The organism is Pseudomonas sp. DCA-1, from assembly GCF_046523955.1.
Taxonomy (GTDB): domain Bacteria; phylum Pseudomonadota; class Gammaproteobacteria; order Pseudomonadales; family Pseudomonadaceae; genus Aquipseudomonas; species Aquipseudomonas putida_Y.
Map to the genome: position 1 here is coordinate 753228 of NZ_CP169881.1, position 20975 is coordinate 774202.

Annotated in this window: 19 protein-coding genes; 13 read left to right on the plus strand and 6 right to left on the minus strand. The window is 61.1% G+C overall.

All coding sequences use genetic code 11. From position 1 onward, the window contains the following. The first annotated feature begins 46 nt into the window (after positions 1–46). Positions 47–751 (plus strand): methyl-accepting chemotaxis protein, encoded by a 705-nt coding sequence (locus tag ACE4QZ_RS03730; protein ID WP_370688745.1) that lies wholly within the window; start codon positions 47–49, stop codon positions 749–751. 34 nt (positions 752–785) lie between these two features. Here the strand turns inward: ACE4QZ_RS03730 and ACE4QZ_RS03735 are convergent, their stop codons facing one another. Then, positions 786–1826, minus strand: a complete 1041-nt coding sequence (locus ACE4QZ_RS03735; protein ID WP_021782654.1) for a low specificity L-threonine aldolase — start codon at positions 1824–1826, stop codon at positions 786–788. Between the two features lie 338 nt (positions 1827–2164). Here ACE4QZ_RS03735 and ACE4QZ_RS03740 point away from each other — a divergent pair, with 338 nt between their 5' ends. The 7 genes from ACE4QZ_RS03740 to fdhA all read left to right on the plus strand — a co-directional run bounded on the left by ACE4QZ_RS03740 (position 2165) and on the right by fdhA (position 11222). Further along, a complete protein-coding gene (locus tag ACE4QZ_RS03740; RefSeq protein ID WP_021782655.1) occupies positions 2165–3418 on the plus strand; it encodes a serine hydroxymethyltransferase in 1254 nt (417 codons plus the stop codon). A gap of 15 nt (positions 3419–3433) precedes the next feature. After that, positions 3434–4684, plus strand: a complete 1251-nt coding sequence (locus ACE4QZ_RS03745; RefSeq protein ID WP_003255680.1) for a sarcosine oxidase subunit beta family protein — start codon at positions 3434–3436, stop codon at positions 4682–4684. A gap of 14 nt (positions 4685–4698) precedes the next feature. After that, the gene (locus ACE4QZ_RS03750; RefSeq protein WP_003255679.1) at positions 4699–5034 is read left to right on the plus strand and encodes a sarcosine oxidase subunit delta; all 336 of its coding nucleotides are present in this window, start codon (positions 4699–4701) and stop codon (positions 5032–5034) included. Further along, positions 5031–8045, plus strand: coding sequence for a sarcosine oxidase subunit alpha (locus ACE4QZ_RS03755; protein ID WP_021782656.1), 3015 nt, complete (start codon positions 5031–5033; stop codon positions 8043–8045). Before ACE4QZ_RS03750 ends, ACE4QZ_RS03755 begins: the two co-directional genes overlap by 4 nt. A 170-nt stretch (positions 8046–8215) precedes the next feature. Beyond that, the gene (locus tag ACE4QZ_RS03760; RefSeq protein WP_014589391.1) at positions 8216–8848 is read left to right on the plus strand and encodes a sarcosine oxidase subunit gamma; all 633 of its coding nucleotides are present in this window, start codon (positions 8216–8218) and stop codon (positions 8846–8848) included. An 11-nt stretch (positions 8849–8859) separates the two neighbouring features. After that, complete coding sequence (gene purU / locus ACE4QZ_RS03765; RefSeq protein ID WP_003255675.1) at positions 8860–9717, plus strand: formyltetrahydrofolate deformylase; 858 nt, start codon at positions 8860–8862, stop codon at positions 9715–9717. Positions 9718–10022: 305 nt separating this feature from the next. After that, positions 10023–11222 (plus strand): formaldehyde dehydrogenase, glutathione-independent, encoded by a 1200-nt coding sequence (fdhA, locus tag ACE4QZ_RS03770; RefSeq protein ID WP_011953256.1) that lies wholly within the window; start codon positions 10023–10025, stop codon positions 11220–11222. A 224-nt stretch (positions 11223–11446) separates the two neighbouring features. Here the strand turns inward: fdhA and ACE4QZ_RS03775 are convergent, their stop codons facing one another. Both ACE4QZ_RS03775 and ACE4QZ_RS03780 read right to left on the minus strand, forming a co-directional pair. Then, positions 11447–12376, minus strand: coding sequence for an RHS repeat-associated core domain-containing protein (locus ACE4QZ_RS03775; protein WP_080671095.1), 930 nt, complete (start codon positions 12374–12376; stop codon positions 11447–11449). Positions 12377–12532: 156 nt separating this feature from the next. Then, entirely contained in the window at positions 12533–13231 is a 699-nt protein-coding gene (locus ACE4QZ_RS03780; RefSeq protein ID WP_084850413.1) for an RHS repeat-associated core domain-containing protein, read from the minus strand. A gap of 343 nt (positions 13232–13574) precedes the next feature. Here ACE4QZ_RS03780 and ACE4QZ_RS03785 point away from each other — a divergent pair, with 343 nt between their 5' ends. After that, on the plus strand, positions 13575–14150 hold the full coding sequence (locus ACE4QZ_RS03785; protein WP_021782658.1) for a DUF2780 domain-containing protein: 576 nt from the start codon (positions 13575–13577) through the stop codon (positions 14148–14150). A gap of 85 nt (positions 14151–14235) precedes the next feature. Here the strand turns inward: ACE4QZ_RS03785 and ACE4QZ_RS03790 are convergent, their stop codons facing one another. Then, positions 14236–15123, minus strand: coding sequence for an acyltransferase (locus tag ACE4QZ_RS03790; RefSeq protein ID WP_028697315.1), 888 nt, complete (start codon positions 15121–15123; stop codon positions 14236–14238). Positions 15124–15304: 181 nt separating this feature from the next. On the opposite strand from ACE4QZ_RS03790, the gene ACE4QZ_RS03795 reads away from it, so the two are divergent. From ACE4QZ_RS03795 to creD, 4 genes are all read left to right on the plus strand, one after another. Continuing rightward, entirely contained in the window at positions 15305–15805 is a 501-nt protein-coding gene (locus ACE4QZ_RS03795; RefSeq protein WP_021782660.1) for an ATP-dependent zinc protease, read from the plus strand. Between the two features lie 147 nt (positions 15806–15952). Next, positions 15953–16633, plus strand: coding sequence for a two-component system response regulator CreB (gene creB, locus ACE4QZ_RS03800; protein ID WP_011953261.1), 681 nt, complete (start codon positions 15953–15955; stop codon positions 16631–16633). Continuing rightward, entirely contained in the window at positions 16633–18069 is a 1437-nt protein-coding gene (creC, locus tag ACE4QZ_RS03805) for a two-component system sensor histidine kinase CreC (protein ID WP_028697314.1), read from the plus strand. The genes creB and creC overlap by 1 nt, the downstream gene beginning before the upstream one ends. A 107-nt stretch (positions 18070–18176) precedes the next feature. Continuing rightward, complete coding sequence (creD, locus tag ACE4QZ_RS03810; RefSeq protein WP_084850412.1) at positions 18177–19505, plus strand: cell envelope integrity protein CreD; 1329 nt, start codon at positions 18177–18179, stop codon at positions 19503–19505. A gap of 149 nt (positions 19506–19654) precedes the next feature. On the opposite strand, the gene ACE4QZ_RS03815 is transcribed toward creD, so the two are convergent. Beyond that, positions 19655–20278 carry a glutathione S-transferase gene (locus ACE4QZ_RS03815; protein ID WP_279934878.1) on the minus strand — a complete coding sequence of 208 codons (624 nt, stop codon included), beginning with the start codon at positions 20276–20278 and terminating at the stop codon, positions 19655–19657. 3 nt (positions 20279–20281) lie between these two features. After that, a complete protein-coding gene (msrA, locus tag ACE4QZ_RS03820; RefSeq protein ID WP_010951691.1) occupies positions 20282–20950 on the minus strand; it encodes a peptide-methionine (S)-S-oxide reductase MsrA in 669 nt (222 codons plus the stop codon). Between the last annotated feature and the right edge of the window lie 25 nt (positions 20951–20975).

Consider the following 20975-nt stretch of genomic DNA (forward strand, 5'->3'; position numbering starts at 1 on the left):
GCGCCAGCAGGAGATGACCGAAATGGTCGCCACTGCTGTACACGAGATGGGCCTGACCGTGCAGGACATCGCCCGTAATGCCGGCGATGCGGCCCAGGCGTCGCAGTCGGCACGAGACGAGGCGTTGCAGGCGCGCGAGGTGGTGCAACGATCCATTCGTGGCATCGAGGGCATGTCGGGTGACATCGGCAAGGCGGCCGATGCGGTCAGCCAACTGGCTGACGAAGTCGCCTCGGTCGATGAAGTGCTCGCGGTAATCCGCAGCATTTCCGAGCAGACCAACCTGCTCGCGCTGAACGCTGCCATCGAGGCCGCGCGGGCAGGGGAGATGGGGCGCGGGTTCGCTGTGGTGGCCGATGAAGTACGTACGCTGGCCCGGCGCACACAGCTGTCCACCGATGAAGTGCAGCAGATGATCCAGCGCCTGAAGCTGGGGGCAGGTTCGGCGGTGAGTTCAATGCAGGCAGGGCAGCAGGCTACCGGCAGCGGCGTGGAATCGAGCCAGCGCACCGGGGCATCGCTGAGCGCGATTACCGACCAGGTAGAGCACATCAGTGACATGAACCACCAGGTGGCCACGGCTACCGAGGAGCAGTCGGCGGTGACCGAAGAAATCAACCGTACTGTGCAGGGGATCTCCGATTTGGCGCGTGAAACGGCGGCGGAGGTGCAAGGGTGCCGCGAGGAGTGCCAGGCGTTGCGTGGGTTGGCTGATGACCTGGCGCGGCAGATGGGTGGGTTCAGGCTTTAGATCGCCGGGGCCGCAAGGCGGCCCCAGCACTCGCTCAGCCACCAATGATCGTGCGGATATCCGCGGCCAGCTCACGCACCCGCGCTTCTTCGGTATCCCACGAGCACATGAAGCGCGCGCCACCGCTGCCGATAAAGGTATAGAAGCGCCAGCCCTTGCCCCGCAGCGCCTCGATGGCGTGCTCCGGCATCTGCAGGAACACCCCGTTGGCCTCCACCGGGAACATCAGCTCTACCCCCGGCAGGCCACTGACCAACGATGCCAGCAGCTGCGCGCAATGATTGGCGTGGTTTCCATGGCGTAACCAGGCGCCATCTTCCAGCAGCCCGACCCATGGCGCCGACAAGAAGCGCATTTTCGACGCCAGTTGCCCGGCTTGCTTGCAGCGATAATCGAAGTCTTCGGCCAACTGGCGGTTGAAGAACAGAATCGCCTCGCCCACCGCCATGCCGTTCTTGGTGCCGCCAAAGCACAGCACATCCACACCGGCCTTCCAGGTCAGTTCGGCCGGGCTGCAGCCCAGGAAAGCACAGGCGTTGGTAAAGCGTGCGCCGTCCATGTGCAGGTTCAGGCCCAGCTCCTTGCAGGTGGCGCTGATCGCCTTCAGCTCGTCTGGGCGGTACACCGTGCCCACTTCCGTGGCCTGGGTAATGGTCACCACGCGCGGCTTGGGGTAATGGATATCCTGGCGTTTGAGCGCCACTTCGCGGATCGACTGTGGCGTCAGCTTGCCGTTGACGCTGGCCGCTGTCAGCAGCTTGGAGCCGTTGGAGAAAAACTCCGGCGCACCGCATTCGTCGGTTTCGACGTGGGCGGTCTCGGAGCAGATCACGCTGTGGTAGCTCTGGCACAGCGACGCCAGGGCCAGGGAGTTGGCCGCGGTACCGTTGAAAGCGAAGAACACTTCGCAGTCGGTTTCGAACAGATTGCGGAAGTACTCCGATGCACGCTCGGTCCACTGGTCGTCGCCGTAGGCGCGGTCGTGGCCGCGGTTGGCTTTTTCCATCGCCGCCCAGGCTTCGGGGCAGATGCCGGAATAGTTGTCGCTGGCGAATTGTTGGCTCTTGTCTGTCATGGCACGGTCCTGTGAACGACGCAGAACAGCACTCTAAACCATCGATTCAGCACTTGCCTATACAACCCGTGCATCGGCTGATTTCTGTGTTGTCCGGGCTGGCCCTTTCGCGGGTGAACCCGCTCCCACAGGGCGCCGCAAGCCTTCAGAGCGCGACCGTACCTGTGGGAGCGGGTTCACCCGCGAAAGGGCCAGCACAAACAGCACAACAGCGAATGTCGTAAACGCGCCATTGCAAGGCGTGCGCAGGCATCTGACCCGACCCCGCCAGTCATAACATCGCCACAAAGGGCCACAGTGCCCCACGACAAAAAATGATCGCTGCCGGGAGATACACAATGTTCAGCAAGCAAGACCAGATCCAGGGTTACGACGATGCACTGCTGGCGGCGATGAATGCCGAAGAACAGCGCCAGGAAGATCACATCGAGCTGATCGCCTCGGAGAACTACACCAGCAAGCGCGTCATGCAGGCCCAAGGCAGCGGCCTGACCAACAAGTACGCCGAAGGCTACCCGGGCAAGCGTTACTACGGTGGCTGCGAGCACGTAGACAAGGTAGAGGCCCTGGCTATCGAGCGCGCCAAGCAGCTGTTCGGTGCCGACTACGCAAACGTCCAGCCGCACTCCGGCTCGTCGGCCAACGGCGCGGTCTACCTGGCCCTGCTGCAAGCCGGTGACACCATCCTGGGCATGAGCCTGGCCCACGGTGGTCACCTGACCCACGGCGCCAAAGTGTCCTCCTCGGGCAAACTGTACAACGCTGTCCAGTACGGCATCGACACCAACACCGGCCTGATCGACTATGATGAAGTCGAGCGCCTGGCGGTCGAGCACAAGCCGAAAATGATCGTTGCCGGTTTCTCGGCCTACTCCAAGACCCTCGACTTCCCACGCTTCCGCGCCATCGCCGACAAAGTGGGCGCACTGCTGTTCGTCGACATGGCCCACGTTGCCGGCCTGGTTGCCGCTGGCCTGTACCCGAACCCGATCCCGTTCGCCGACGTGGTCACCACCACTACCCACAAGACCCTGCGCGGTCCACGTGGCGGCCTGATCCTGGCCAAGTCGAACGAAGAGATCGAGAAAAAGCTGAACGCCGCTGTATTCCCGGGCGCCCAGGGTGGCCCGCTGATGCACGTGATCGCTGCCAAGGCGGTGTGCTTCAAGGAAGCGCTGGAGCCTGAATTCAAGGCCTACCAGCAGCAAGTGATCGAAAACGCCCAGGCCATGGCCAAGGTGTTCATCGACCGTGGCTACGATGTGGTTTCCGGTGGTACCGACAACCACCTGTTCCTGGTCAGCCTGATCCGTCAGGGCCTGACTGGCAAAGATGCCGACGCCGCCCTGGGTCGTGCGCATATCACCGTCAACAAGAACGCCGTGCCGAACGACCCGCAGTCGCCGTTCGTCACTTCGGGTCTGCGTATCGGCACCCCGGCCGTCACCACCCGCGGCTTCAAGGTCGCTCAGTGTGTGGCATTGGCTGGCTGGATTTGCGACATCCTCGACAACCTCGGTGACGCAGACGTCGAAGCCGATGTGGCGAAGAACGTCGCGGCCCTGTGCGCAGATTTCCCTGTCTACCGCTGAGTGGAGTCACACACCATGCAACGTTACTCGGGCTTCGGCCTTTTCAAGCACTCCCTCAGCCACCACGAAAACTGGCAGCGGATGTGGCGCACGCCAACCCCTAAAAAGGTTTACGACGTGGTTATTGTCGGTGGTGGCGGCCATGGCCTGGCCACGGCCTACTACCTGGCCAAAGAGCACGGCATCACCAACGTTGCCGTGATCGAGAAGGGCTACCTGGGCGGCGGCAACACCGCCCGTAACACCACCATCGTGCGTTCCAACTACCTGTGGGACGAGTCGGCGCACCTGTACGAGCACGCCATGAAGCTGTGGGAGGGCCTGTCCCAGGACCTCAACTACAACGTGATGTTCTCCCAGCGCGGTGTTTACAACCTGTGTCACACCCTGCAGGACATGCGTGACTCCGAGCGTCGGGTCAGCGCCAACCGCCTCAACGGCGTGGATGGCGAGCTGCTGAATACTGCCCAGGTTGCGGCCGAAATCCCGTACCTGGACTGCTCCAAGAACACCCGCTACCCGATCCTCGGCGCCACCGTACAGCGCCGTGGCGGCGTTGCCCGTCACGATGCCGTGGCCTGGGGCTTCGCCCGCGCTGCCGACGCCTTGGGTGTCGACCTGATCCAGCAAACCGAAGTGATCGGCTTCCGCAAGGAAAACGGCGCGGTCATCGGTGTGGAAACCAACAAAGGCTTCATCGGCGCCAAGCGCGTCGGCGTGGTCACCGCCGGTAACTCCGGGCACATGGCCAAGCTGGCCGGCTTCCGCCTGCCGCTGGAATCGCACCCGCTCCAAGCGCTGGTATCCGAGCCGATCAAGCCGATCATCGACAGCGTGATCATGTCCAACGCCGTGCACGGCTACATCAGCCAGTCCGACAAAGGCGACCTGGTGATCGGTGCCGGTATCGACGGCTGGGTCGGCTACGGCCAGCGCGGTTCGTACCCGGTGATCGAGCACACCCTGCAGGCCATCGTCGAGATGTTCCCCAACCTTTCGCGTGTTCGCATGAACCGCCAGTGGGGCGGCATCGTAGACACCTCGCCGGACGCCTGCCCGATCATCACCAAAACCCCGGTCAAGAACATGTTCTTCAACTGCGGTTGGGGTACTGGCGGCTTCAAGGCGACCCCCGGTTCGGGCAACGTCTTCGCCGCGAGCCTGGCCAAGGGCGAAATGCACCCACTGGCCGCGCCGTTCTCCATGGACCGTTTCTACAACGGCGCACTGATCGACGAACACGGCGCCGCCGCCGTCGCCCACTAACCGGAGACACCGTCATGTTGCATATTTTCTGTCCCCACTGCGGCGAGCTGCGCTCCGAAGAAGAGTTCCACGCCTCTGGCCAGGCACACATCGCCCGCCCGCTGGACCCTAACGCCTGCTCCGACGAGGAGTGGGGTACCTACATGTTCTACCGTGACAACCCACGCGGTATTCACCATGAACTGTGGGACCACGTTGCCGGCTGCCGCCAGTACTTCAACGTCACCCGTGACACCGTGACCTACGAAATTCTGGAAACCTACAAGATTGGCGAGAAGCCGCAAGTGACCGCCAATGGCAAAGCCGCCAGCGCCACGTCGACCGTCAAAGGCCAAGGGGAAAAAGTATGAGCCAGACCTATCGCCTCGCCAGCGGCGGCCGTATCGACCGCAGCAAGGTCCTGAACTTCACCTTCAACGGCAAGACCTACCAGGGGTATGCCGGTGACAGCCTGGCCGCCGCGTTGCTGGCCAACGGCGTCGACATTGTCGGCCGTAGCTTCAAGTACTCGCGCCCGCGCGGCATCATCGCCGCCGGTACCGAAGAGCCGAACGCCATCCTGCAGATCGGCTCCAGCGAAGCTACCCAGATCCCCAACGTGCGTGCCACCCAGCAGGCGCTGTACGCAGGTCTTGTCGCCACCAGCACCAACGGCTGGCCGAACGTCAACAACGACGTCATGGGCATCCTCGGCAAGGTTGGCGGCAGCATGATGCCGCCGGGCTTCTACTACAAAACCTTCATGTACCCCAAATCGTTCTGGATGACTTACGAGAAGTACATCCGTAAAGCCGCCGGCCTGGGCCGTGCACCGCTGCAGAACGATCCTGACAGCTACGACTACATGAACCGGCACTGCGACGTGCTGATCGTCGGCGCCGGCCCTGCTGGCCTGGCTGCGGCATTGGCCGCTGCGCGCAGCGGTGCCCGCGTGATCCTGGCTGACGAGCAGGAAGAGTTCGGCGGCAGCCTGCTCGACACCCGCGAAACCCTCGACGGCAAGCCTGCCGCCGACTGGGTCAACGCAGTGGTCAAAGAGCTGGAAAGCCTGCCAGAAGTGACCCTGCTGCCACGTGCCACGGTCAACGGCTACCACGACCATAACTTCCTGACCATTCACGAGCGCCTCACCGACCACCTCGGCGATCGCGCCCCGATCGGCCAGGTTCGCCACCGCGTGCACCGCGTTCGCGCCAAGCGTGTGGTACTGGCTGCCGGCGCCCACGAGCGCCCGCTGGTGTACGGCAACAACGACGTGCCGGGCAACATGCTGGCCGGTGCTGTTTCCACCTATGTTCGCCGCTATGGCGTGGCCCCGGGTCGCAAGCTGGTACTGTCGACCAACAACGACCACGCCTATCGCGCCGCGCTGGACTGGCACGACGCAGGCCTGCAAGTGGTCGCCATTGCCGACGCCCGCCACAACCCGCGTGGTTCGCTGGTTGAAGAAGCGCGTGCCAAAGGCATTCGCATCCTCACCTCCAGCGCCGTGGTCGAGGCCAAAGGCAGCAAGCACGTCACCGGTGCCCGTGTGGCGGCCATCGATGTGCAGGCGCACAAAGTCACCAGCCCAGGCGAAGTCCTCGAGTGCGACCTGATCGCGTCCTCGGGCGGTTACAGCCCGATCGTGCACCTGGCTTCGCACCTGGGCGGTCGCCCGGTATGGCGTGACGATATCCTTGGCTTTGTGCCGGGCGATGCGCCGCAGAAGCGTGAGTGCGTCGGTGGTATCAACGGCGTGTATGCCTTGGGCGATGTGATTGCCGATGGCTTCGAAGGCGGCGTCCGCGCAGCCACTGAGGCCGGTTTCAAGGCCACTGTCGGCACCCTGCCAAAAACCGTGGCACGCAAGGAAGAGGCCACTGTGGCACTGTTCCTGGTGCCGCACGACAAAGGCACCAAGGGGCCGAAGCAGTTCGTCGACCAGCAGAACGACGTGACCGCAGCCGGTATCGAACTGGCCACCCGTGAAGGCTTCGAGTCGGTCGAGCACGTCAAGCGCTACACCGCGCTGGGCTTCGGTACCGACCAGGGCAAACTGGGCAACATCAACGGCCTGGCCATCGCGGCCCGTTCGATCGGCATCACCATCCCGGAAATGGGTACCACCATGTTCCGCCCCAACTACACGCCGGTCACTTTCGGCGCGGTAGCGGGCCGTCACTGTGGTCACCTGTTCGAGCCCGTGCGCTTCACTGCCCTGCATGCCTGGCACGTGAAGAACGGCGCCGAGTTCGAAGACGTCGGCCAGTGGAAGCGCCCGTGGTACTTCCCGAAAGCCGGTGAAGACATCCATGCTGCCGTGACTCGCGAATGCAAGGCCGTGCGCGACAGCGTGGGCCTGCTGGACGCCTCGACCCTGGGCAAGATCGACATCCAGGGCCCGGACGCGCGCGAATTCCTCAACCGCATCTACACCAACGCCTGGACCAAGCTCGACGTGGGCAAGGCCCGCTACGGCCTGATGTGCAAGGAAGACGGCATGGTCTTCGACGACGGCGTAACCGCCTGCGTCGGCGACAACCACTTCATCATGACCACCACCACCGGCGGCGCTGCCCGCGTGCTGCAGTGGATGGAGCTGTATCACCAGACCGAATGGCCAGAGCTGAAGGTGTATTTCACTTCGGTCACTGACCACTGGGCCACCATGACCCTGTCCGGCCCTAACAGCCGCAAGCTGCTGAGCGAGCTGACCGACATCGACATGGACAAGGAAGCCTTCCCGTTCATGACCTGGAAGGAAGGCAACGTCGGTGGCGTGCCGGCCCGCGTGTTCCGTATCTCGTTCACCGGCGAGCTGTCGTACGAAGTGAACGTGCAGGCCAACTACGCGATGGGCGTGCTGGAACAGATCATCGAGGCCGGCAAGAAGTACAACCTGACCCCGTACGGCACCGAGACCATGCACGTACTGCGTGCAGAGAAGGGCTTCATCATCGTTGGCCAGGACACCGATGGTTCGATGAACCCGGACGACCTGAACATGAGCTGGTGCGTTGGCCGCAACAAGCCGTTCTCGTGGATCGGCCTGCGTGGCATGAACCGCGAAGACTGCGTACGTGAGAACCGCAAGCAGCTGGTGGGCCTGAAGCCGGTCGACCCGACCAAGTGGCTGCCGGAAGGCGCCCAACTGGTGTTCGACCCGAAACAGCCAATCCCGATGGACATGGTCGGCCACGTCACCTCCAGCTACGCGTCCAACTCCCTGGGCTACTCGTTCGCCATGGGTGTGGTCAAAGGCGGCCTCAAGCGCATGGGCGAGCGTGTCTACTCGCCGCAGGCGGATGGCAGCGTGATCGAGGCGGAAATCGTGTCTTCGGTGTTCTTCGATCCGAAGGGTGAGCGGCAGAACGTCTAAGGCCCCCGGTCCAACCGGTGCCAGGCGTGGAATGAGGACTCTGTGGGAGCGGGCGTGCCCGCGAAGAGGGCGGTGAATTCAACATCGCATTCGCGGGCATGCCCGCTCCCACAGGATGGCCGTCTCCCGCAGGCATCGTGGTCGAATCCAGAATTCAAGGCAGGTAAGAAATGAGCGCTATCAACGTCTTCCAGCAAAACCCCGGCGCCGAGGCCAAAGCCCAGTCGCCACTGCACCATGCCGACCTGGCCAGCCTGGTAGGCAAAGGCCGCAAGAACGCAGGCGTGACCCTGCGTGAACGCAAGTTCCTCGGTCACCTCACCCTGCGCGGTGATGGCCACAACCCGGAATTCGCCGCCGGCGTGCACAAGGCCCTTGGCCTGGAGCTGCCCGTGGCGCTGACCGTGGTCGCCAACAAGGACATGTCGCTGCAATGGGTCGGCCCAGATGAGTGGCTGCTGATCGTGCCCGGCGGTCAGGAGCTGGCAGTCGAGCAAAAGCTGCGCGCGGCCCTTGAAGGCCAGCATATTCAGGTCGTCAATGTCAGTGGCGGGCAAAGCCTGCTGGAACTGCGCGGCCCGAACGTGCGCGACGTGCTGATGAAGTCCACCAGCTATGATGTTCACCCGAACAACTTCCCGGTGGGCAAGGCCGTGGGCACCGTGTTCGCCAAGTCGCAACTGGTGATCCGCCGCACTGCAGAAGACACCTGGGAGCTGGTGATTCGCCGCAGCTTCGCCGATTACTGGTGGCTGTGGCTGCAGGACGCTTCTGCCGAATACGGCCTGAGCATCGAAGCCTAAGGAGCAAGAACATGAGTCGGGCACCGGATACCTGGATTCTCACCGCCGACTGCCCGAGCATGCTCGGCACCGTCGACGTGGTGACGCGTTACCTCTTCGAGCAGCGCTGCTACGTGACGGAGCACCACTCCTTCGATGACCGGCAGTCGGGACGCTTCTTCATTCGCGTCGAGTTCCGTCAGCCGGACGATTTTGACGAGGCGGGCTTCCGGGCCGGCCTCGCCGAGCGCAGCGAAGCGTTCGGCATGGCCTTCGAGCTGACCGCGCCCAACCACCGCCCCAAGGTGGTGATCATGGTGTCCAAGGCTGACCATTGCCTGAATGACCTGCTGTATCGCCAGCGCATTGGCCAATTGGGTATGGATGTGGTGGCCGTGGTGTCGAACCATCCGGACCTCGAACCCTTGGCGCATTGGCACAAGATTCCTTATTACCACTTCGCACTCGACCCCAAGGACAAGCCCGGGCAAGAGCGCAAGGTGCTGCAGGTGATCGAGGAGACCGGTGCTGAGCTGGTTATTCTTGCCCGCTACATGCAGGTACTGTCGCCCGAGCTTTGCCGCCGTCTGGATGGTTGGGCGATCAATATTCACCACTCGCTGTTGCCGGGCTTCAAAGGCGCCAAGCCTTATCACCAGGCCTACAACAAGGGTGTGAAAATGGTCGGTGCCACGGCGCACTACATCAACAACGACCTGGATGAAGGGCCGATCATTGCCCAGGGTGTCGAGGTGGTGGATCACAGTCACTATCCCGAAGACCTGATTGCCAAAGGGCGGGATATCGAATGCCTGACATTGGCGCGAGCGGTGGGTTATCACATCGAGCGACGGGTGTTCCTCAACGCCAACCGGACTGTGGTTCTCTAACACCTGTTCTGGCCTCTTCGCGGGCAAGCCCGCTCCCACAGGTACTGCGCCGCCTTCGGGCCCAGCACAGTCCTTGTGGGAGCGGGCTTGTCCACGAAGAGGCCAGTGCAGTTATGCGCCTCGGTATCTCCCTCATATCCTCCGACGACAGCCCTGCCGCGAAAAGGCATCTCCCTGTCGCTTCCAGTCAGTGCGTCCGGCCCCATCCGGCCCACAATTCCCTGCATTCCAGTAGTACATGCCGCCCACGGATGGCGGCGCTTCAACCAACGCTGCATAAATAATAATCAAGCGAGGTACAAGCAATGTCTGGCAATCGTGGAGTGGTATATCTCGGCGCCGGCAAGGTCGAAGTGCAACACATCGACTACCCGAAAATGCAGGACCCGCGCGGCAAGAAAATCGAACACGGCGTCATCCTGAAGGTGGTCTCCACCAACATCTGCGGTTCTGACCAGCACATGGTCCGTGGCCGCACCACTGCCCAGGTCGGCCTGGTCCTGGGCCACGAAATCACCGGTGAAATCGTCGAGAAGGGCCGCGATGTCGAGCGCATGCAGATCGGCGACCTGGTATCGGTCCCGTTCAACGTCGCCTGCGGTCGCTGCCGCTCCTGCAAAGAGATGCACACCGGTGTCTGCCTCACCGTCAACCCGGCGCGCGCCGGCGGTGCTTACGGCTACGTCGACATGGGCGACTGGACCGGTGGCCAGGCCGAATACGTGCTGGTGCCATACGCCGACTTCAACCTGCTGAAGCTGCCTGAGCGCGACAAGGCCATGGAAAAGATCCGTGACCTGACTTGCCTGTCCGACATCCTGCCCACCGGCTACCACGGTGCCGTGACTGCTGGCGTAGGCCCAGGCAGCACTGTCTACGTTGCCGGTGCTGGCCCGGTCGGCCTGGCCGCCGCTGCCTCGGCGCGCTTGCTGGGCGCGGCCTGCGTAATCGTCGGTGACCTTAACCCGGCCCGCCTGGCCCACGCCAAGTCGCAGGGCTTCGAAGTGGTCGACCTGTCCAAGGACACCCCGCTGCACGAGCAGATCGTCGACATCCTCGGCGAGCCGGAAGTGGACTGCGCTGTCGACGCCGTAGGCTTCGAGGCCCGTGGCCACGGCCATGAAGGTGCCAAGCACGAGGCCCCGGCCACCGTGCTGAACTCGCTGATGCAAGTGACCCGCGTGGCCGGCAACATCGGTATCCCGGGCCTGTACGTGACCGAGGACCCGGGCGCGGTCGATGCCGCTGCCAAGATCGGGGCACTGAGCATCCGCTTCGGCCTGGGCTGGGCGAAATCGCACAGCTTCCACACCGGCCAGACCCCGACCATGAAGTACAACCGCCAGCTGATGCAGGCGATCATGTGGGACCGCATCAACATTGCTGAAGTGGTGGGTGTGCAGGTGATCAACCTGGATCAGGCGCCGGAAGGGTATGGCGAGTTTGATGCGGGTGTGCCTAAGAAGTTTGTGATCGACCCGCACAAGATGTGGGGCGCGGCGTAAAAAGCAGTTGCCTGACAAGAGCCCCTCAATTTGAGGGGCTTTTTCAAGGCTGAATAACTGATCTCAAAGCCCACGAAGCTCCAACCTAGAGCCGAGCAAGTTCCGTTGTTCCGGTGGGTGAGGTTACGTGCGATGGGTGAAAGAGGTGCGCTGCTATCCATTCTGTATAGTCGCAGGGGCTACCTTACTGCAGAAAATGGTTTGTAGTAATGCACATAGCTAAGTTAGTTTCTAGGGTTGCCGCGAATATCCCCGTTTTCATCAAAAATGCTGTCGGTGCTGCTATGGCTAGACAAAGTTGGCCTGCGCCGGCCAGGGCGGACTACGATTGCATGCCTACGTCCGGTACCCAAGTCTGTGGGCGCTTCATTCAATCTCAAAAAATTGTCTTGCAAGGTTTCAGTTTGGTTGATTGCGTGCAGGATAACATCATTTCGTCGCGTCGATACTGAACTCGGTAGTGTGCCTTCGAATTGCATATCTCTAGTTTGTAGTACATTATCAATCGAGATTTTGCTGTTGGCTATTTTGTTAGATTCTATGCTGACGGCGGTGTGTATTTTTTTTGATGCGTGCGCGAGGCTTACAACATCTTTGCTGGGTAGGGTGGGTTGAATCTTTGAAATGATGTTTGGGTTAGTTAATATACTTTCCCAACCGTTTTCTCTAGCCTTGCGCCATGCCTTGTTTATGGATCTTGGTAGCATGGCAAATTTCGTTGAGGCGTGTCCCGAGGTATCGGTTCTATTAATGGGGTCGTCTAGACAATAACAGTAGCTATTAATGCCGCCAGTTCCAAATGGACTATGTGAGTCGGGAGAAGAGAAACGCATAAAAATGGGAGAGAATGCACGATATCCGTTACCCAAAAGATAGGCCCGTAAGACGGGGTCGATTAACTGGCCGTCGAAACCGACCATCGAATGGTCGGAAGGTATCTTGAGGCAGTGTCCATAGCTCATATATGCGTATACGCTTTGGTCGGATAAGCTCAAAGCTCCCATCACGGTTCCGCTCTTATCCGTCTCTAGCAGGTTAGCGGCCTTGTCACTATGCTCCGCAAGTGACAGGCCGGCAGCACGAAAGATGCTACGGATATCGAGAGCTGATTTTAGGGTGTGTAGCTGTCGATTTTGGTAAAAATATTCTCTCATTTATACATTATCCATTCTGGGGTATTTTGCTTATAAGTTTCAGGTCAATGTATAGTTCGGGCGATCGCTTTGGATAGTGTGGCTCGATGAGTGCGACCAAAATCTTCCACAGCCTCACCCGCTCCATTTTGATGGGTAGCAACTGCTTGCGGTATGTTACGGCCTACTTCGAATGGGGGCGACGGCATTGCTCGACAGGTCTGGGGAAGAATGAGGAGCGTGCTGTCGGAAAGGTGGTAGATTATACTCTCGGGTGAGCCTATCGATCTCTGCTTGTCTGTGATTGAAGTTATTAATCGCGCGATCAAGTACATCTTGGGGAACTTTGGTTAGGTCAGTGTTTTTGGCTTTTTCAATGTCAGATAAATGCTCATTGTATAGCCACCATCTGTCACTGCTGGCTTGCTTTTGTTCGTATGCACGAATGAACGGATTGTTGTTGGAGTTTTCGTCCTGTATGTTTTTGCTTTTAGTTGGCGTTCCTCGAGGGGGTTGTGGGGGGCGTTTAGATTTTGGTGTGCGGCCAAAAAATCGATTCTTAATGCCTTTGTATAGGCTATTAAGTGGCTTGATGATAATGAGGATAGGAATTCGCCCTGAAGGATCAATTTTCCCTATGGGGTCGCCGTTACAGTACATGTATGTGTTGATACCACCCTCTGAGAATGGGCTTAACTCGTCTGGTGAAAGGAATCGCATAAGCTTTGGGCTGTACAAGCGATGTCCATTGCCTAGCGGATAGGTGGTGGTCACAGCGTCAAAGAACTCGCCGTTGAAGCCGATCGATGGTCGCCCCGATATTAACGTCGCAGACTGGCCGTAGGGGGAATAAGTAAATGCTCTAATTCTTCTCATTGAGTTGGCCTCGTCGATCTGAAATCTCGCGTTCCCTGAGTGGGCTAGGGTGGTAAGGGCGATGAACGTTTATTATGGGCATGTTACAGGAAACGTTTAACTGGCGTGGGACATCAGTGGCGACGTCTCGCCTACGACTGCTTAGTTCTAGTAACGTATTCATTCGAAAAGAGAGGGCACTTGCGATATCCTGGTATTTGGATAATGTGCTGTTACTGTGCTCTTCCCTAAAGGCAGTGACAACTAGCAATTTTGTCAGGTATCGCCCGCTGGAACCAAGTCTCGAACGTCGGGTCTAAAGTTTACTTTCGCGGGCCATCCCGGCCTATGAGGTCTTCTTCCAATGAAAGCTTTCACCCTGGCAACCCTGATGACCCTGGCCGCAAGCCCGGTGTTCGCCTTCAACCTCAGCGACGCCGCCAACGCCGTGTCCGCCATGCAGAACCAGCAACAGCAAGGCCAGGTACAGGCACCGGAAGCGCAGGCCAATCTGCTCAACACCCTGGGCAGCCAGCTGAACATCACCCCCGAACAGGCGGTAGGCGGAGCAGGAGCCATGCTGGGGCTGGCACGCAACAACCTTAGCAGCGATGACTATGGGCAACTGACCAAGGCGGTGCCAGGGCTGGACCTGCTGGCCGGTGCAAATGCGCTGGGCGGGTTAAGTGGGTTGGGTGATTTGCTGGGCAAGAGCAGCGAGAGCCAGTCGGCGTTGAGCAACGCACTGGGCAACAACGTGGAAAACCGTAGCGACCTGGACAATGCGTTCAAGGCGCTAGGCATGGATACCGGGATGATCGGGCAGTTTGCGCCGTTGCTGCTGCAGTATCTGGGGCAGCAGGGGGTTGCCGGGGCGTTGTTGCAGAATCTGGGGAGTTTGTGGACCACACCGGCGCCATTGGCTCAGCCCTCGGTCTGAAGGTCGGGTGAGGATTCTTGCGCAGTCTGCCCGGGCCTCTTCGCAGGGTGCCCGCGAAGAGGCCCGGGCAGACACTTGAAAATTATCAGCTCATTTCCTGCCGTAGCTGCTCGATCCGCTGATCCTTGGCCACCCACAACTGGTTGACCCAGGCCTGCACCATCTGCCGAAACTCGGGATCATTCTCGTAATCCCCCGCCCACAACGCCGGGTCCAGCTCCCGCACCTGAATGTCGATAATCACCCGGCTGATGCTGCCATTGAGCAATTCCCAAAACCCCGGCGCCTTGTTGCCGGGGTACACGATGGTCACATCCAGCAGGGCATCTAACTGCTCGCCCAATGCCGCGAGCACAAACGCCACACCACCTGCCTTGGGCTTGAGCAGGTAGCGATACGGCGACTGCTGCTCCTGGCGCTTGGCTTCAGTAAACCGGGTGCCTTCCAGGTAGTTGACCACGGTCACTGGCTGGCGCTTGAACAGCTCGCAGGCCGCCTTGGTGATTTCCAGGTCCTTGCCCTTGAGCTCTGGGTGCTTTTCCAGAAACGCCTTGCTGTAGCGCTTCATGAACGGGTAATCCAGCCCCCACCAGGCCAGGCCCAGCAACGGCACCCAGATCAGCTCCTTTTTCAGGAAGAACTTGAAGAACGGTGTACGGCGGTTGAGGCTTTCGATCAGCGCCGGGATGTCGACCCAGGTCTGGTGGTTGCTCACGGCCAGGTACGAGGTGTCCTTGCGCAGGTTTTCCACACCGCGGATGTCCCACTGGGTAGGGATGCACAGGGCGAAGATGGCTTTGTCGATTTCCGACCAGGTTTCGGCCACCCACATCACCGCCCACGACGCGTAGTCGCGGCCACGGCCTGGCAACACCAGCTTGAGCAGGGCGAAGACCAGCAGCGGGCAGATCAATACCACGGTATTGAGCAGCAGCAGGGTGGTAGTGAGAATGCCGGTCAGCAGGCGACGCATAAAGAGACTCTTGTTGTGGGAGATAAACGGTTGGCAATGATAAGCAGGGCGGTGGCCTACGCCAAATGTCCAATGCCCGGCGGCGGGAACAAATGTTTCACGTTATGTTGTTTAGTCTTGTGTAAGCGAACCTCTCTTGCCAGTGCAGTCTAAGCACTGACCCTTTCAAGGAAGCCTGCCTGTGAAACCACTGCTTGCCCTGTTGTCGTTGTTGGCGCTGCCGGTAATGGCAGCCGAACCCACTATATACGGCCGTTACGAGAACATTGCCCTGCCTGAACTGGGCGAAACCCTGAAAGCCAAGATGGACACCGGCGCCTTCACCGCGTCGCTGTCGGCCAAGGATATCGAGCTGTTCACCCGCGATGGCGACGAGTGGGTGCGCTTCCGCCTGGCGACCAAGGACTCGGACGGCAAGGTTTACGAGCACAAGGTCTCGCGCATCAGCAAGATCAAGGGCCGTGCCGATGAAGAGGACGAAGGGGATGCGCCAGAGGTCTCCAAGCGCCCGGTGGTCGACCTGGAGCTGTGCCTGGGGGATGTGAAGCGTACCGTGGAGGTGAATCTGGTGGACCGCAGCAACTTCAACTACCCGCTGCTGGTCGGTTCCAAGGCACTGCGCGAGTTCAAGGCGGCGGTAAACCCGGCGAAGAAGTTCACTGCTGGCAAGCCAGGCTGTTGATCTGAAGCGTGCGCCATACAATGTAGGAGCGGGCTTGCCCGCGAACACACATAATGTGGTGTCAGGCACCGGCTTCGCCGGTGTTCGCGGGCAAGCCCGCTCCTACACTGAGATGTGCCAACCTTCAAAACCGCAAGGCCGGACGCCATGCCTCATATCCTCATCGTCGAAGACGAAGCCGCCATCGCCGACACCCTGGTCTACGCCCTGCAGGCCGACGGTCACAGCACCGAATGGGTAACCCTGGGCAGTGCCGCCCTCGACCAGCAGCGCCAGCGCCCGGCCGACCTGGTCATCCTCGACATCGGCCTGCCCGACATCAGTGGCTTCGAAACCTGTCGCCAGCTGCGCCGGTTCACCGAGGTGCCGGTGATGTTTCTCAGCGCGCGGGACGGTGAAATCGACCGCGTAGTGGGCCTGGAAATCGGCGCCGACGACTACGTAGTAAAACCTTTCAGCCCTCGTGAAGTGGCAGCGCGCGTTCGGGCGATCCTCAAACGCATGGCCCCGAGGGCCGAGGTTGTCGGCGAAACCACCTTGTTCCACCTCGACACCTTGCGCATGCAGATCACCTACCGCAGCCAGCCGCTCACGCTGACCCGGCATGAGTTCCGCTTGCTGCAATGCCTGCTCGAACAACCGCAACGGGTGTTCAGCCGCGAACAGCTGCTCGACGCTTTGGGCGTGGCCTCAGATGTGGGCTATGAGCGCACCATCGACAGCCATATCAAGAGCCTGCGCGCCAAGCTGCGCCAGGTAGCGGGTGATGCCGAGCCGATCCAGACCCATCGTGGCCTCGGTTACAGCTATAGCCCGGAGCACGCCTGATGCGCTTGGGTATTCGCATCTTCCTGGTGTACTTCCTGTTCGTCGGTTTGGCCGGTTACTTCTTGCTCAATACCGTACGCGAACAGATTCGACCGGTAGTGCGCCAATCCTCCGAAGAAACATTGGTAGACACTGCCAACCTGCTGGCAGAAATCCTGCGGGATGACGTCAAGGCCGGCACCCTGAACCAGGGCCGCTTGCCCGAGGTGCTCGAGGCCTACGGCTCGCGCAGCCCGGGCGCACAGATCTGGGGGCTGGCCAAGAACCAGGTCAGCCACCGCATCTATGTCACTGACGCCAAGGGCATCGTGTTGCTGGACTCCAGTGGCGAGGCCCTGGGCAAGGATTACTCGCAGTGGAATGACGTGCTGCTGACCCTGCGTGGCCAGTATGGCGCCCGCTCCACCCGCAGCGACCCCAACGACGAAAGCACCTCGGTGATGCACGTTGGCGCGCCGATCATCGACAACGGCAAGATCATCGGCGTTGTCACCGTCGCCAAGCCCAATAGCTCATTGCAACCCTACATCGACCGCTCCGAGCGGCGCCTGCTCAGCCTGGGGCTAGGGCTGATCGGCCTGGGCTTGCTGATCGGTGCGGCTCTGTCGTGGTGGCTTGCGCGCTCGCTGCGCAAGTTGGCAGGTTATGCGCAGGCGGTCAGCGAAGGGGAACGTGCGGAGCTTCCGCATTACAAGGGCGGCGAGCTGGCGAACCTGGCACAGGCAGTGGAGCGCATGCGCACCCAACTGGAAGGCAAGGCCTATGTCGAGCGCTACGTGCACACCCTGACTCACGAGCTGAAAAGCCCGCTGGCGGCCATCCGTGGTGCTTCCGAGCTGTTGCAGGGCGAGGACATGCCCGCTGATCAGCGGGCGCGCTTTGCCGGCAATATCGAGCGCGAGAGCGAGCGTTTGCAGCAGATGATCGAGCGGCTGCTCAACCTGGCCAGGGTCGAGCAGATGCAGGCGCTGGAGGACGAGCAGCAGGTGGCGCTGGCGGCGTTGGTCGATGAGTTGCTGCTGGCCCATGCAGCGCGTATCGAAGGCGCCCGTTTGCAGGTACGTCAGCGGGTGCCTGCCACTTTGCGCTTGCTCTGCGATCCGTTTCTGATGCGCCAGGCGTTGGCCAACCTGCTCGACAACGCACTGGACTTCACCCCGGAAGGGGGCACGCTGCTGTTCGACCTAGAGCGCGATGGCGAACGGGTGGCGTTGAGCTTGTTCAACCAGGGGCAAGCGATACCGGCCTACGCCATCGGGCGGGTCAGCGAGCGGTTCTACTCGCTGCCGCGACCCGGGAGCGGGCGCAAGAGCACCGGGCTGGGGCTGAACTTCGTGGCCGAGGTGATGCAGTTGCATGGCGGGGCATTGGCGGTGGACAACGTCGATGGCGGGGTGCGCGTGCGGTTGTGGCTGCCGGTTCGGCGCATCAGCTGAGACAGCCGGGGCTGCACAGCAGCCCCAAATACACTCAAATCACACAGTCTCTCCACAAAGCCTCCACGCAAGGCGCAGACACTGCGCCCACTGCCACAGGAGGCCACATGAACAAGACCCTCGGTTTCAAACTCGGCATGATCGCCATGCTGATGTTGCTGTTGCTCATCCCGCTACTGCTGATCAACGGCCTGATCGACGAACGCCAGGCCATGCGCGACGGCGTGTTGCGCGATATTGCCCAGAGCACCAGCTTCGACCAGCAACTCAGCGGCCCGCTATTGGTGGTGCCGTACCGAAAGTACCAGCGCCGCTGGATCGAAAAGGACGGTGAGCGTACCCAGGAAACCAGCACCATCGCCGGCCACCTGTACTTCCTGCCGGAAACCTTCGACGCCGACCTGGGTGTGGACACCGAACTGCGCGCCCGCGGCATCTACCAGGCGCGCCTGTTCCACGCCAAAGGCCGTATCAGCGGCCGCTTCAAGCTCCCGGCGCATTGGGGGATCGACAAGGACTTTGACGACTACCGCTTCGACACGCCGTTCCTGGTGGTGGGCATCAGTGATATCCGTGGTATCGATAGTGGTCTGGAGCTGAGCATGGATGAGCAAAAAGTGCCGTTCGAGGCCGGCACCCAGCTCGACTGGATGCGCGGCGGCGTGCACGCCAGCCTGCCGGGGCTGGACGGGCTACAGGCGCGAGCGTTCAGCTATGGCTTTGACCTGGCGCTGCAAGGTACCGGCCAGTTGCACGTGGTCCCCGTGGGCCGTACCAGCAGCGTGGACATGCGCGCCAACTGGCCGCACCCGAGCTTCGTCGGCAACTACTTGCCCAACCGCCGCGAAATCGATGCTCAAGGCTTCAGTGCCCATTGGCAAACCTCGTTCTTTGCCACCAACCTTGAGGATGCCATACGCCAGTGCGCTATCGCCGGGCAGTGTACGGATTTCAGTGAGCGCAGCTTTGGCGTGAGTTTTATAGACCCGGTGGACCAGTACCTGAAAAGCGAGCGGGCGATCAAATACGCGTTGTTGTTCATTGCCCTGACCTTTGCTGGCTTCTTCCTGTTCGAGGTAATGAAGAACCTGAGTGTGCACCCGGTGCAGTACATCCTGGTGGGTGTGGCGCTGGCGTTCTTCTATCTGCTGCTGCTGTCGTTGTCCGAGCACATTGGCTTTGGTCTGGCGTATGGGCTGTCGGCTTCGGGCTGTGTGCTGCTGATCGGCTTCTACCTGAGCCATGTTTTACGCAGCCTGTGGCGAGGGGTGGGTTTTGCAGCGGGTTTGGCGGCGTTGTACGCGCTGCTCTTCGGGCTGCTGAGTGCCGAAGACTATGCCCTGCTGATGGGGTCGCTGTTGTGTTTCGGCTTGCTTGGGGTGTTCATGGTGCTGACCCGGCGGCTGGACTGGGCGCGTGTGGGGAGGGCAGCATGAGGGAGGATAGAGAGATCGGGCGCTGGTTGGCGCTCAGGATCGAGCTGTTGTTTCCTGTGATACCTAGGTGAAGCTTTCGCGGGCAAGCCCGCTCCCACAGGTACGGCGCACACTACCTGTGGAGCGGGCTTGCCCGCGAAGGGGCCCTGTCAGGCCACTGGCGCTGTAGCGACCATCGACGGCCGCTTGACCACCTCGGCATACCACGCCGCCAACCCAGGCTGGCGCTCACGCCAGCCAAACCCGGGCTGACGCAGATCCAGATAGCCCAGCGCACAGGCCACGCCAATCGCCGCCAGGTCGAAGCCGGACATCAGCTCCGGCAAGTGCTCCTGCTCCAGGTTGGCCAGGTTCCGGCGGATCTTGTCACCCTGCGCCTGCAGCCAGCCCTCCCAGCGCTTGTCTTCTGGCCGCAGGAAGCTCTCATAACGGCTCGACACCGCCGCATCCATGATCGCATCGGCCTGCGACACCAAGGTCATGCGCCGCCAGCGCGCCGAACCTTCACGCGGCAGCAGCGGCAGGCCAACGTGCTGCAGGTCGAGGTACTCGCAGATCACCCGGCTGTCGTGCAGCACGGTGCCGTCTTCCAGGCGCAGGGCCGGGATCTTGCCGATCGGGTTGTCCAGGTTGAGCTGCGGGTCGCCGCTCACCGGGCTGATGTTCACCGGCTGCAACTGCACACGCTCAAGCTGGCCGGTCTCGTGCAACACCACCATGACCTTGCGCACGAAAGGCGACAACGGCGAGTGGAACAGGGTCATCGTGCTCATGCGTCAGTTACCTTGCAGGCTAGGTGGCAGGCACACGCCGGTGCCGCCGATGCCGCAGTAGCCGTCCGGGTTCTTGGCCAGGTACTGCTGGTGGTAGGCCTCGGCGAAATAGACGGTCGGTGCCTGGTCGATTTCGGTGGTGATCTCACCGAAGCCGGCCTTGCTCAGCTCGGCCTGGAAGGCATCGCGGCTGGCCTTGGCCTGTTCCAGCTGTTCCGGGCTGGTGCAGTAGATGGCCGAGCGGTACTGGGTGCCGATGTCGTTGCCCTGGCGCATGCCTTGGGTGGGGTTGTGCAGCTCCCAGAACATTGCCAGCAGTTCGCGGTAGCTGACCTTGTCCTTGTCGAACACCACCAGCACCACTTCGGTGTGGCCAGTCAGGCCCGAGCAGACTTCTTCGTAGGTAGGGTGCGGGGTGAAGCCGCCGGCGTAGCCGACCACGGTGCTGACCACACCTTCACGCTGCCAGAAGCGGCGCTCCGCGCCCCAGAAGCAACCCAGGCCGAAGATGGCGAAGTCGATTGCGCCTTCGAAGAACGGGCCGAGCAGCGGGGTGTCTTTGAAGACATAGTGGAACTCGGGCAGGCTCATTGGCGTGTCGCGGCCAGGCAGGGCCTGTTCCGCAGTTGGCATGACGTTTTTGTTCACCAGGATTTCCGAACGCAGGACCATGGCCGTTCCTCTGTGTTTATTCAGT

Excerpts from the sequence above, each read along its gene's own strand:
- creB (WP_011953261.1), top strand. The coding sequence starts at position 15,953 with ATGCCTCATATCCTCATCGTCGAAGACGAAGCCGCCATCGCCGACACC.
- ACE4QZ_RS03755 (WP_021782656.1), top strand. The coding sequence starts at position 5,031 with ATGAGCCAGACCTATCGCCTCGCCAGCGGCGGCCGTATCGACCGCAGC.
- purU (WP_003255675.1), top strand. The coding sequence starts at position 8,860 with ATGAGTCGGGCACCGGATACCTGGATTCTCACCGCCGACTGCCCGAGC.
- ACE4QZ_RS03785 (WP_021782658.1), top strand. The coding sequence starts at position 13,575 with ATGAAAGCTTTCACCCTGGCAACCCTGATGACCCTGGCCGCAAGCCCG.
- ACE4QZ_RS03750 (WP_003255679.1), top strand. The coding sequence starts at position 4,699 with ATGTTGCATATTTTCTGTCCCCACTGCGGCGAGCTGCGCTCCGAAGAA.
- ACE4QZ_RS03775 (WP_080671095.1), bottom strand. The coding sequence starts at position 12,376 with ATGAGAGAATATTTTTACCAAAATCGACAGCTACACACCCTAAAATCA.
- creC (WP_028697314.1), top strand. The coding sequence starts at position 16,633 with ATGCGCTTGGGTATTCGCATCTTCCTGGTGTACTTCCTGTTCGTCGGT.
- ACE4QZ_RS03730 (WP_370688745.1), top strand. The coding sequence starts at position 47 with ATGGGCCTGACCGTGCAGGACATCGCCCGTAATGCCGGCGATGCGGCC.
- fdhA (WP_011953256.1), top strand. The coding sequence starts at position 10,023 with ATGTCTGGCAATCGTGGAGTGGTATATCTCGGCGCCGGCAAGGTCGAA.
- creD (WP_084850412.1), top strand. The coding sequence starts at position 18,177 with ATGAACAAGACCCTCGGTTTCAAACTCGGCATGATCGCCATGCTGATG.
- ACE4QZ_RS03760 (WP_014589391.1), top strand. The coding sequence starts at position 8,216 with ATGAGCGCTATCAACGTCTTCCAGCAAAACCCCGGCGCCGAGGCCAAA.
- msrA (WP_010951691.1), bottom strand. The coding sequence starts at position 20,950 with ATGGTCCTGCGTTCGGAAATCCTGGTGAACAAAAACGTCATGCCAACT.
- ACE4QZ_RS03815 (WP_279934878.1), bottom strand. The coding sequence starts at position 20,278 with ATGAGCACGATGACCCTGTTCCACTCGCCGTTGTCGCCTTTCGTGCGC.
- ACE4QZ_RS03735 (WP_021782654.1), bottom strand. The coding sequence starts at position 1,826 with ATGACAGACAAGAGCCAACAATTCGCCAGCGACAACTATTCCGGCATC.
- ACE4QZ_RS03745 (WP_003255680.1), top strand. The coding sequence starts at position 3,434 with ATGCAACGTTACTCGGGCTTCGGCCTTTTCAAGCACTCCCTCAGCCAC.
- ACE4QZ_RS03790 (WP_028697315.1), bottom strand. The coding sequence starts at position 15,123 with ATGCGTCGCCTGCTGACCGGCATTCTCACTACCACCCTGCTGCTGCTC.
- ACE4QZ_RS03780 (WP_084850413.1), bottom strand. The coding sequence starts at position 13,231 with ATGAGAAGAATTAGAGCATTTACTTATTCCCCCTACGGCCAGTCTGCG.
- ACE4QZ_RS03740 (WP_021782655.1), top strand. The coding sequence starts at position 2,165 with ATGTTCAGCAAGCAAGACCAGATCCAGGGTTACGACGATGCACTGCTG.